Below are 12,393 nucleotides of genomic sequence, written 5' to 3' on the forward strand. Positions count from 1 at the left end.
TTAAATGAATTTTTCCAGTGCGTGCCGAACGCCATCTTCATTGTTGGATTTTGTAACGAATGTCGCTAATTGTTTAACATGTTGTGTGGCATTCCCCATCGCTACAGCGGTTCCGGCAAATTCCATCATCGTGATATCATTTTCAGCATCGCCGAGACATAAAACTTCACGCGCATCTATACCAAGTTTAGCCGAAAGTGTTTTTAGCGCCTCGCCTTTACTAACATTTTTATGAAGAAATTCAAGGTTGTAAGGGACACTGCGCACGATATAATAATCGTTTTTCAACTCCGCTGGTAAGTTTTGCATCACTTCAACGATTTTTTCGGGTTCGTCGAGTAGCATAATTTTAGGGATTTGAATGTCGTTTGCCGCCTTTTCAACGGGTTGGTAGTAAAGTGCCGTATTTAGGAGTAGCGAATCTTGGCAAGTTAAAATCGAAATTTCTTCATGCGGCACATACATGTTAGTCGTATCAAAATAGGTGACATGCGCTTGAAACGGGGCGCAAAAATCAAAGATACGCTGCAAATCAGCTTTTTCAAGTGTTGTTTCCACAATGACTTCACGCGTTTCGGTCGCTAGCGTAACAGCGCCATTCATTGTAATGGCTACATCGCCTGAATGGAACAAATCAAGTTCTTTCAGGCTTTTTTCAATTCCAGAAAGCGGGCGACCTGTACATAAAACTACTTTGACCTGCTTTTCACGTAAAGCTAAAATCGCCTTTTTGACGCCTTCTGTTATTTCATGCTCATCATTTAAAAGTGTTCCATCAATGTCGATTGCGACTAATTTAATCATGATTTTCCTCCTGTTTTTTCCAAAAATGGGTTAATTCATTTTCCAACTGATTTTGATTTGTGGCAAAACAAATATGCTGCCAGTGGGCCGGGAATTCCTTTCGGTATCTGGCTTCTTGAAAGCGGTCATCAAGTAGGAGCACGACACCTTTGTCCCCTTCACTTCTAATGACGCGCCCTGCCGCTTGAAGGACTTTATTTAATCCGGGGATTTGATAGGCGTAATAGAAGCCTTGGTTCAACTTCATTTGGTAGTAGTCTCGCACGAGGTTTTGCTCTTCAGACGGTTGCGCGAGGCCAACTCCGACAACGCCGACGCCGATTAAACGCGCGCCTTTTAAATCCACACCTTCTGAAAAAATTCCGCCTAATATCGCAAATCCTAGCATTTCGCGCTGTTCTTGAAACTCCGCTAAAAAGGTTTCTCGCTCCATTTCAGCCATATTTGTGGCTTGTTTGATTACCGCAACATCAGGAAAGCGCGCGATAAACGCTTCATAAACAGCCTCCATATAAGCATAGGACGGGAAAAACATCATATAATTCCCTGCTTTTGCCTTACGAAGCGCCGCGATGCAATCCACAATCCGCTCGTAGCTAGACGCCCGAACATGGTAGCGCGTGCGAACAAACGTCGGGGAAATGATTTTTAATTTTTGGGGTGAAAAAGGAGATGGAAACGTCAATTTGGTTGTGTCTTCTTCCCCGCCAAGCACGTCACTGTAGTACCCCAACGGATTTAACGTCCCAGAAAACAAAATGCTGGCAACACCTAAATCCATTTTTCCACGTAAAATTTCTGCGGGATCAATACAAATTTGCTTAATGCGCGTATCTCGGCTAGTTTCTATTAGTGTATTGTAATTTTCAGCGTAAAACTCCGTCATTTTCAGATAATGTGTTGCTTCAAAAAACAATTCTAATACTTCGTCATAATTGTTTGCTGCGGCATTCATAGGTAGCCATTCTTTAGTAGCGTCCACAAAATCACTGACATGTTGATTAAATTCGGTCGCGGGTTCTTTTTGAATAAAAATACGCGTTTTTTCATCACACAGCTTGCGAAATTGAATGAGATCGCGATTTAATTCGTTTACCGCCGTATAAATTGCTTTATCTGATTTGGATAAACTTTTTTTCACATTTAAAATGAGCTGTTTGGAAAGTTCCGCTGAATACATGGTTTTTGCACGTTCCACTAAATTATGTGCCTCATCAATCAAAAACGCATAGTTTCCTTTGTTTTCTAAGAAGAAACGTCTTAAATATACTGTTGGATCAAACAAATAGTTGTAGTCACAAATAATCATATCACAAAAGATGGCGGTATCTAATGATAATTCAAACGGGCAAACGACATGTTTGCGCCCATATTTTTCAATTATTTCCCGGGAAATAGTTTGCTCATTTCGCACGAGGTCCATCATGGCATCATTTACGCGGCTGTAATAGCCATTAGCATATTGGCAAAAAGCTGGTTCACAGCGGCGTTCATCTAAAAAGCAAATTTTATCTTTTGCTGTAATCGTGACAGTACGCAAATTTATGTCTTGCCTTCTTAAACCTTCCACGGCATCTTCTGCCACTTGGCGCGTAATTGTTTTAGCTGTTAAATAAAAAATTTTATCCACCTTTTTCTCGCCCATTGCTTTTAAAGTTGGGAAAATAGTGGACATCGTTTTACCAATTCCAGTTGGAGCTTCGCAAAACAATTTATCCTGATTGCTAATTGTCCGGTAGACCGCAATGGAAAGTTCACGCTGACCTTTACGATATTTTTCAAAAGGAAATTGCAATTTTTGTAGCGAAGCGTTTCTTTTGGCTTCAAAATCAAGGCGAAGTTTCGTCCAAACCGCGTATTCGGCGATTAAATCTTGAAAAAAGGCTTCCATTTCCGCAAAACTCATCGTGCGTTCAAAACGCGTTACTTGTTTTTCATCTAAATGATAATAGGTTAATTGTAAAGTGAGAGTTGCTTTTTCTTCTTGTTTCGCATAAAAATAACCGTAGCATATCAACTGCGCCCAATGAACTTCCTGACCATCTTCTGCAATTTCCCCAAACGGCGTGTAGGTTGACTTGATTTCATCAATTGTTGACTCAGCAATAATCCCGTCAGCTCGGCCATCAACTTTAAAAAGGATATCTTGATACACATATTCGATTTGAAGTGGCACTTCTTTTTGATAGTTTTCGCCCGCACTGTTTTGTAGCTCTTGATGTACTTTTGTTCCAAGTTGTGCGCGTTCAGCGCCCATACCACGACTGTCAACGCTTCCTGATTTCAACAGAAATTCAACAAGCTTTCTAACAGATATCCTTACTGTTTCCATCATCGTCACCCCTCACTCTATTACAGAATACCATAGAATGTATGTTCTCACAAAAACAAATTCATTTTCAAGAAACTAATGTTGACTTATCTTGTCGGAATACTTATAATTAATAAACCATATGAAAATAGGAGGGTCACGCATGATTCACATAAAAAAAGGGATTGCCATTTTTTCGATTTTATCATTTTTGGTGCTTGCAGCTTGCGGAAACAGTTCGGCGAATGAAACAGCGACTAAAAAAGTCAATTTTCTTGAAACAAGTGAACTTTTGACGCTAAATACGACAAACGAAGAAGACTTTACGAGTTTTACCGCACAAAATCAAGTTTTTGAAGGTTTATATACATTGGATGAAAAAGATAATTTTGTACCAGGCGTGGCAGCTGAAATGCCAGAAATTAGCGACGACCAAATGACTTATACGATTAAACTAAAAGACGATGCGAAATGGTCAGACGGGTCAGTCATTACGGCGCGCGATTTTGTTTACGCGTGGCAGCGCGCAGTTAATCCAAAAACGGCTCCCGGGTACGCCGCGCTTTTTAAAGACTCGATATTAAACGCGGCAGAAATCAATGACGGGAAGCTTGCGCCAACAGAACTGGCAGCTACTGCGGTGGACGACCACACTTTGCAAATAAAGCTTAAAAAGCCGGTTCCTTATTTTATTTCACTGCTCTCATTTGAGACATTTTTCCCCCAAAAAGAATCTTTTGTTGAAAAAACGGGTGATAAATACGGAACTGATGCGGCGCATACGCTCTACAACGGGCCTTTTGTAATGAAGGAGTGGGACGGGAACACGAGCAAAAGCTGGACTTACGCGAAAAATGACCATTACTGGGATAAGAAAAACGTGGCGGTCGATGAAATTCACGTGAATGTGGCGAAAGATATTAATGCTGGGGTAAATTTGTATGAAACGAATAGCGCTGATCGCGCGCCACTTTCTGGTGAATATGCGAAGCAATTTAAAGACCGCGACGATTTTGTTAGCGAAAAAGATGCGCTCATTAGCTATTTGAAGCTCAATCAAAAGCGCGACGGCAAAGCGACTCCGCTTGCGAATAACAATTTGCGGCACGCGCTTAACCTAGCCATCAACAAGGAACTGCTCACAAATGATGTCCTCGGCGATGGTTCATTCCCTGCAAATGGCTTGATGCCGAAAGATTTTGTCCAAAACCCAGAAACGGGCGCCGATTTTAGAACGGATAGCGGCGACCATTTAGTGTATGACCTAGCGAGTGCGAAAACCTACTTTAAGAAGGCGCAGGCTGAGCTTGGGACGGATAAAATTACGCTGGAGCTGCTTGGCGATGACCAAGATACAACAAAAACGATTTTTGCATTCTTGAAAGACCAGCTTGAAACGAGCCTGCCTGGTCTTACGATTCAAGTGAAAACGATGCCAGCAAAAGCTGCGTCAGAACTCACGCGTACAGGCGATTACGATTTATCTCTAGCCGCTTGGATGCCCGATTTTAAAGACCCATGGACGTACAGCAGTTTGTTTTTATCGGATTACTACAACAATTCGATGAGTTACCATAGCGAGAAATATGATAAACTTGTGCGTTCGACGGATGCGGAACTGGCGAATGAACCGTTAAAACGCTGGAATGCTTTTGTGGCTTCGGAGAAAGTACTTTTAGACGAGGACGCGGCCATTCTCCCTCTTTATCAACATCAAACGGCGGTTTTGCAAAACAAAAAGATTACTGGCGTTCAAAAACACGCTTTCGGATCACCGTATAGTTATAAATTCGTGAAAGTGGCAAATTAAAAGAAATGCCCCGAGCGGGCATTTCTTTTAATTTTCTGCGCGAACAATTGGAAAAAACATTTCATTTTGATTAAATCTATTTTAGGCGTTGACTTTCCACCCACTTCTTGAAATAATTAAAGTATTTTATAATATCATTTAAAGGAGTGTTCGCATTGGCATTTTATTTTAACGAACCATCTCGTACATTTAGTGAATTTTTGCTTGTCCCTGGCTATTCCTCTAAGGAGTGTGTGCCGAAAGAAGTGAGTTTGAAGACTCCGATTGTGAAATTCAAGCGCGGAGAAACTTCTGCGATTACGATGAATATTCCGCTCGTTTCGGCAATCATGCAAGCTGTTTCAGACGACAACATGGGGATTGCTCTCGCTAAAGAAGGTGGCGTTTCGTTTATATACGGTTCACAATCCATTGAAAGTGAGGCTCGCATGGTATCGCGCGTCAAAAATCACAAAGCTGGTTTTGTCATTAGCGATTCGAATATTCGCCCTGACCAAACTTTACAGGACGTTTTGGATTTGAAAGAAGCAAGCGGTCACTCCACGATGGCGGTCACAGAAGATGGCACCGCTCACGGGAAGCTACTAGGCGTTGTCACAAGCCGCGATTACCGCGTAACGCGCATGGACAAAACGGAGCTCGTACGCGATTTCATGACGCCGTTTGAAAAATTAATTACGGCAAGCCACACGACGAGTTTGAAAGAAGCAAACAACATCATTTGGGATAACAAGCTGAACGCCCTTCCACTCGTAGATGAAACGAATCACCTCGCCTACTTCGTTTTCCGCAAAGATTATGACTCGAACAAAGAAAATACACTAGAACTTTTGGATGAAAACAAGCGTTATGTGGTCGGTGCGGGGATTAATACGCGCGACTATGAGGAAAGAGTGCCCGCTCTAGTAGAAGCTGGCGCCGACATTTTATGTATCGATTCTTCGGAAGGTTTCTCCGAATGGCAAAAACTGACGCTTGATTTTATCCGCGACAAATACGGCGATTCCGTAAAAGTGGGCGCTGGAAATGTCGTTGACCGTGACGGCTTCAGATTTCTCGCAGAAGCTGGCGCCGATTTTGTCAAAGTCGGTGTGGGCGGCGGCTCCATCTGCATTACGCGCGAACAAAAAGGCATTGGCCGCGGCCAAGCAACCGCGGTAATCGATGTAGCCAAAGCGCGCGACGAATATTTCGAGGAAACCGGCATTTACATTCCGATTTGTTCTGACGGCGGCATCGTTTACGATTACCACATGACGCTCGCGCTCGCGATGGGTGCCGACTTCATCATGCTAGGCCGCTACTTCTCTCGTTTTGATGAAAGCCCAACTAACAAAGTCAATTTAAACGGCACCTACATGAAAGAATACTGGGGCGAAGGCGCTAACCGCGCGCGCAACTGGCAACGTTATGACATGGGTGGCGACAAAAAATTGTCCTTTGAAGAAGGCGTAGACTCCTACGTGCCGTATGCCGGCTCGCTAAAAGACAACGTGGAAATCAGTTTGAACAAAGTCCGCTCAACCATGTGCAATTGCGGCGCCCTAAACATTCCCGAACTTCAGCAAAAAGCTAAAATCACGCTCGTTTCGGCGACTTCCATCGTAGAAGGCGGCGCCCATGACGTTGTCGTGAAAGACGCAACGAATAATTTGATGCAGTAAAAAAGGCATTGCTTACGAATGATATGCCCCTAAGAGTCTAATCTTAGCGGGCATATCACTCAAAGCTGCCTTTTTTGCTATCCATTATGAACTACATATTCTTCTTTACCTGATTTCAGATTGTTACTCAAATAACGTCCTATATGAATGGACTGCTTTTCAATAAGCTGATAATAAATAGTCGCCACTCCTAGAATAAATGGCACGCTAATTAATTGTATGAACCCTATTGATACTCCGAAAGAAGTCAATATATAGATAGCTGGTATGAACACTACACAATGTACTAGATATACACTAAACGATATTTTTCCTAACCATAAAAAGACTTTGTTCTCCAGATACTTTTGCGCCCTCTCCGTTTGATAACATAGAAGTAAAATTGTAACGCAAGCAACTCCTATCACAACATCAGAAATAGCCTGTTTCTGTGTAACCCCGAGCAAATTAAATATGCTAACATGCAAGTAGAGGATTATTGCTAAACTCAAAAGAAAAATTTTAACTCTTGCACTAAACGCCATTATATTTTGCCAATGTAAGCTTAATAAAATTCCAGCAATAAAGAATCCTACATTAAATACCGTCGCTCCAATTAATAATTTAGAATTTAGCAACATGAGAAGAGCTAGCCCTATAAAGAATGAGGCAAATAGTGCCACCATTGATACATAAATATTATTTCTCTTCACAAAAATGTATAGCACTGGAAAAATAATAGAAATTCGCAACTCAATGATAAGCGACCAAATAACTGGATCAATTTTATCCACATCTTGTCCCAGCATCAATAAGTTGGAAACTACTGTATGCATATCATTGTACCGGCTCCCAACATTATTGAACCAAGCCGATAGACCACTAATCCCTTCTGGTTGAAGGATTGCAAAAATAACCTCTGCTAATAAAATAATGACAAAAAACGGGATGTAAATTCTACAAAATCGTTTGATTAGATATGAAAAATAAGTCCTAAATCTTAGCTCATTCATTTTTTCTAAACTTAAACTTAATGCGATTCCACTTAAGACAAAAAATAGAATCACCGCACTCCTTCCAAGCGGTTCAAATAATTCTTTGAAAATCGGATTTGTACTATAGGTTTCTGCAAAATGTGCTAAGACAACTGTTACTGCTGCTATTCCCCTCAAAGAATCAAGAAAATATATATGTTTCTTCAAAAATTTCTCCTCCATTTGATTGCTTTTAAGATATTCTCATTTCTGATTAATTACACTAAGACACTTAATTCTGTATCCAAGTATGCTTCCAAACCTTGTAGAATACTGAACTTAGGTACATACCCTAAAGTTTTAATCTTGGCAATCGTGGCAAAAGAGTACTTAATATCACCATTTCTAGCAGGATAATATTCTCTTGGAATTTCAACATGAATCAGTTTCTCAAACACTTCTAAAACTTCATTTAATGTATATTTTTCGCCAGAAGCAATATTGAATACTTCACCATTACTACTTTCTTTCTCCCCAAGAAGTCTCAACCCTTGTACAACATCTTTTACATAAACAAAATCTCTAACTTGTTCCCCGTCTCCATATACATTAAAATTCGTCTTCACTCCTTCTTTTAGTTGCATAGCTGTATTCGCCATTATAGATAATACACCTGAATAAGGGGAGCTTGGATTTTGCCTAGGACCATAGACATTAAAGAATCTAGCTACAGATACATTGAGATTGAATAATTTCCCATACGATACGGCATATTTTTCCGAACTATATTTATCTATGCCATATGGCGTTAATGGATCAATGGCCGATGTTTCTGTTTTAGGTAAAGTAGGTTCTGCCCCGTACACTGCTGCCGAAGAGGCAAATACAAATTTTTTGATTGGTTCCTCTTGATTTCGACATGCTTCTAATAAGAAAATTGTACTGTCTGTATTAACATAATGAGAAGATATTGGACGATTGACTGTTTCTGCCACACTTGCAATAGCAGCTAGATGATAGACATAGTCAAAAGTGTATTGTTCAAATAAGATTTCGATAGTCTGAAGATCACATACGTCCCCTTCCCAAAAAACAGCTTCACTTGGTAAATTTTCGAGCTTTCCTGTGCTTAAATTATCCACTACAACAACTTTGTTTTCTTTAACTAACTCTTGAACTAAATGGCTTCCAATAAATCCTGCTCCACCTGTTACTAAGATAGTGTTTTGCATAATAACTCCTCCTTGATTAATATTTACGGTCATAAGGGCGATATTTTTTCCTGAGTATAACTTGATTCTCAGCTCTCCCTAAAATTTCATCTCTAAAAAACAATACTGCCCCACCTTTTTTTATCTTTGTAATTTTATTTCTATTTATAAGCGAATAAAAACTTTGTCTAGATATAGCTAATATCTCCATCGCTTCAGCGGTTGATAGGAAGTATTGGTTTAAAATATCTAATTGCTCTTTCTGTGATAAATTATCCATTTTCCACCTCATATTTTTAAAATAGTTTTTCATTTAACATGTGAATATTAAATTCAGTTTCAACTTTTTTTCTTGCCTCAGTAAGCATATCTAATTTCTTTTGCTCATCAAGTTCAGTGTAGCAAATAATAGCATTCGCAATTTCTTCAGGACTATTTTCAGGAACTAAGAACCCTGATTTCTTATCATCAATGAGTTCCGGTATTCCGCTATGAACTGTTGAAATGACTGGTTTACCCTGTGCCATCGCTTCCATTAACGAAACAGGTATCCCTTCCATATCGCCATCAGGTGCTGTAATGCTTGGTAAAAGAAAAATATCACTGTGCATGAACATCTCTTTGACCGCCTTTTGTTCCTTAAATCCATGAAATCTAACATTCTCCATAACATCTAATTTCTCAGCTAACTCTTTTAATACAAATCGTTCATCGCCATCTCCTAAAATATTCAGTACAACATCCATACCTTTTGCTTTTAAAATTTTTACTGTTTTAATAGCATCTGCTATACCTTTCTTAGGTGTAAGGCGTGCAACAATTAACAAACGAACATCCGAATAAGTTTCTACTGCTGGATAAAAATCAAATGTTTTAGTATCAATTCCCATATGATGTACTTGAATTTTTTCTTTATTTGCGCCCAACTTAATTAGCTGTTGCCGCCAGTAAATGCTTATGGGTAATAATTTTGTATTTGTTTTGAACAAGAATTTATAATACTGTTTACCTTTTTGATTTATTGTACGGGTTAAATCGTAGCCATGGAAAAACGTCACCTGCTCTCCCTTCAAAAAACCGGTGTCTTGCAATATACTCGCAATGAGTCCGACGTTCCCGTAATGGGACACAATTAAGTCTGCTGAAGCACGAACTTTTTGCATGCATATAGTCGGTGCGAGCGTCCAAACAATTTTACCGTATCTTTTTCGGTTTAAACCTTTTAAAGCAATGGCAGGTTTAGTAAATATCCCTTTTAAAGTTAGTTTCAACCGTTCCTTTTTGGAGCTCGGAATATTCAAATACGTCACTTTTTCTAGTAATTTATAATTCTGGACATCAGCATGCACTTTCTCTATGTTCCCCTGTTTCAGGGCTAAAATTTGCACCTCACAGCCTAAATCAATTGCTCCTGTTATTTGATTTAAAATAAAGGTTTCTGATAACGTTGGAAATTCAGTGACAAAAAACAGCACCTTTTTATTTTTCATAGGTCAAATACTTTCTTTCTTCCATTTTTCCATAAGATACTTTCTTATTTTCGAATCCATCTTTCAATAGATTCTTCGTATCTAATATTAATCTACTGTTTTGTCCAATGGCTTCCATATCAAAAATGTTATGCCCGGTTAATAAGACAACCAAATCGTAGTTATTAAAAGTGCCATATTCTAGGTTAATTGAATGTTTGATGTCTCCATTTACATCTTGAAAAGCTGGCGCTTCAGGATCACAAAAGTCTACTTGAGCACCTTGTTTTTTTAACTCCTCGTAAATATGCAATCCAGGAGATTCACGCAAATCATTACTATTTTCCTTGTAAGCCATACCAACAAGTAATATACGTGACCCATTAATAGCTTTTTGGTGTTTATTTAAAGCAACAGCAGCATGCTCTACCATTTTTTCAGGCATTAGATGGTTTGTCTCATGAGCTAATTCGATAAAACGACTATAGAAATTTTTTGATTTAGCCTTCCAAGATAAATACATAGGATCAAGAGGGATACAATGTCCTCCAATACCAGGACCAGGAGTAAACTTCATGAAACCAAATGGTTTACTGCTAGCTGCCTCAATTGTTTCCCAAATATCTATATCCATTTTTTCAGCTAAGAGAGCCATTTCATTAATAAAAGCAATATTGATACTTCGGAAAGTATTCTCAAGAAGCTTACTCATTTCAGCAACTTCCGCTGAGTTAACAGGAACTACCGTCTCAATAACTTGACTATATAAGATTTCTCCAAGTTCTTTTGAAGGTTCGTCCACACCACCAACTACTTTAGGTGTGTTTAATGTGTCATATTTTTTATTACCTGGATCAACACGTTCAGGGGAATAACTAGCGAAGAAGTCTTTTCCCAAAACAAAGCCGCAATCTACCATTGTTTTGCAAATAAATTCTCTTGTGGTTCCTGGATAAGTTGTGCTTTCAAGCGATACTAAGACTCCTTTTTTGGCATGTGCTTTAATAATTTCCATTGAATTTGTAATGTAACTCATATCTGGTTCCATTGTTTCAGTTAATGGCGTAGGAACACAGATGATGATGGCATCCGCGGCACTAATTGCTATGGCATCATTTGTCACACTAAAATTGCTTGCCAATTCTTTTCTAAGCACCTCATCACTGATATCTGCAATATCAGACTCACCTTTTTGCAAGGTATTAATTTTGTTTTCGCTAATGTCAAACCCAATTGTTTGGAAGCCTTTCCTAGAGAAAGCCATTGCAAGTGGCAATCCCACATAACCAAGCCCCACGATGGCAACTTTTGCATCTTTACTTAAAAATTTTTCTTTTAAAATGGATAACATATCATTTTAGTTCCTTTCCCAATAAGTGAATTAAAGCGTTTGTTACTCTCTTTTGTCCTTTGGAATTAGCATGGTACACCGAGTCATATACCTCTTCTTTCTCTAAACGAAATAGTTCAAAATTAAATCCTGTTGGTAAATATATTTTAAATTCCGTATAGAGTTGTTCTAAATAGCTCTCATTAATTTCATTTGCGAAGAAAGCAGGTGGCAGAATTGTTACACTCACTTTATTTTTTTCCATTCTTTCAATAAACTTTAAAATTTCATCTATAGCTGCAGTTCTGGTATAGTGGCTCGGAAAAGCAATTTGTTTTTTCTTATCTGGTTCACAAATTTGTGAATCTAACTCTAGATAGCATCCTGTTCTGCCAAATTTCGCTTGCTTTCGACGAGCCATCTTTTCAGGATTTGAAGAACTATATGCATGTTTTAAAGATAGTAAAAATAATTTCCATTTCTGCTTGTATCTTTTTCGTCTTCTACGGATTTGTTTTTCTAGAAACATATCAATACCGAAACCAAAAACATAATATGGAGGGTTTGTATATTGATTGAACTCAAGTGGTAAAATCACTCTATCTCCTTCTTTTAAATGTTTCTCCATGTACTCGGCTAAATATGAAAATCCTAGCCCAACATTAACTCCAAAATTGATAACTTCTTTCCCAAGAACCTCAGTAATTTCATCTGTGTTGAAACTATATAAAACACTGCTTCCACCAGCTACAACAATCTTTTCTCCAGATATTTCCTGTAGCAGTTCTTCTTTCTTCCTTAAAAGATTATGCATGTTTTGGATACTATTAAAATTAAACAT

The 12,393-nt window shown here is 38.9% G+C and carries 10 protein-coding genes; 2 read left to right on the forward strand and 8 right to left on the reverse strand.

Going from position 1 to position 12,393, the window contains the following annotated elements:
- Together yidA and BN1609_RS09445 are read right to left on the reverse strand one after the other, a co-directional pair.
- Positions 1-804: a sugar-phosphatase gene (gene yidA, locus BN1609_RS09440; RefSeq protein ID WP_088840789.1), complete on the reverse strand. Its 804-nt coding sequence runs from the start codon at positions 802-804 to the stop codon at positions 1-3.
- The gene (locus BN1609_RS09445) at positions 797-3,136 is read right to left on the reverse strand and encodes an ATP-dependent DNA helicase (protein ID WP_088840790.1); all 2,340 of its coding nucleotides are present in this window, start codon (positions 3,134-3,136) and stop codon (positions 797-799) included. Before BN1609_RS09445 ends, yidA begins: the two co-directional genes overlap by 8 nt.
- 142 nt (positions 3,137-3,278) lie before the next feature.
- On the opposite strand from BN1609_RS09445, the gene BN1609_RS09450 reads away from it, so the two are divergent.
- Complete coding sequence (locus BN1609_RS09450) at positions 3,279-4,925, forward strand: peptide ABC transporter substrate-binding protein (RefSeq protein WP_088840791.1); 1,647 nt, start codon at positions 3,279-3,281, stop codon at positions 4,923-4,925.
- Between the two features lie 155 nt (positions 4,926-5,080).
- A complete protein-coding gene (locus tag BN1609_RS09455; protein ID WP_088810800.1) occupies positions 5,081-6,589 on the forward strand; it encodes an IMP dehydrogenase in 1,509 nt (502 codons plus the stop codon).
- Positions 6,590-6,666: 77 nt separating this feature from the next.
- On the opposite strand, the gene BN1609_RS09460 is transcribed toward BN1609_RS09455, so the two are convergent.
- Genes BN1609_RS09460 through BN1609_RS09485 form a run of 6 tightly spaced genes read right to left on the reverse strand, consistent with a single transcriptional unit; the run spans position 6,667 to position 12,393 of the window.
- Positions 6,667-7,770: an acyltransferase gene (locus BN1609_RS09460; RefSeq protein WP_159457906.1), complete on the reverse strand. Its 1,104-nt coding sequence runs from the start codon at positions 7,768-7,770 to the stop codon at positions 6,667-6,669.
- A 50-nt stretch (positions 7,771-7,820) separates the two neighbouring features.
- Positions 7,821-8,774: an NAD-dependent epimerase/dehydratase family protein gene (locus BN1609_RS09465; protein ID WP_088810802.1), complete on the reverse strand. Its 954-nt coding sequence runs from the start codon at positions 8,772-8,774 to the stop codon at positions 7,821-7,823.
- Between the two features lie 16 nt (positions 8,775-8,790).
- Positions 8,791-9,033 (reverse strand): helix-turn-helix domain-containing protein, encoded by a 243-nt coding sequence (locus tag BN1609_RS09470; protein WP_240310386.1) that lies wholly within the window; start codon positions 9,031-9,033, stop codon positions 8,791-8,793.
- A 16-nt stretch (positions 9,034-9,049) separates the two neighbouring features.
- Positions 9,050-10,243 carry a glycosyltransferase gene (locus tag BN1609_RS09475; protein WP_088810803.1) on the reverse strand — a complete coding sequence of 398 codons (1,194 nt, stop codon included), beginning with the start codon at positions 10,241-10,243 and terminating at the stop codon, positions 9,050-9,052.
- A complete protein-coding gene (locus BN1609_RS09480) occupies positions 10,233-11,573 on the reverse strand; it encodes a nucleotide sugar dehydrogenase (protein WP_088810804.1) in 1,341 nt (446 codons plus the stop codon). Before BN1609_RS09480 ends, BN1609_RS09475 begins: the two co-directional genes overlap by 11 nt.
- A 1-nt stretch (position 11,574) precedes the next feature.
- Entirely contained in the window at positions 11,575-12,393 is an 819-nt protein-coding gene (locus tag BN1609_RS09485; protein ID WP_088810805.1) for a hypothetical protein, read from the reverse strand.

It is taken from the genome of Listeria sp. ILCC797, assembly GCF_900186185.1.
Classification (GTDB): domain Bacteria; phylum Bacillota; class Bacilli; order Lactobacillales; family Listeriaceae; genus Listeria; species Listeria goaensis.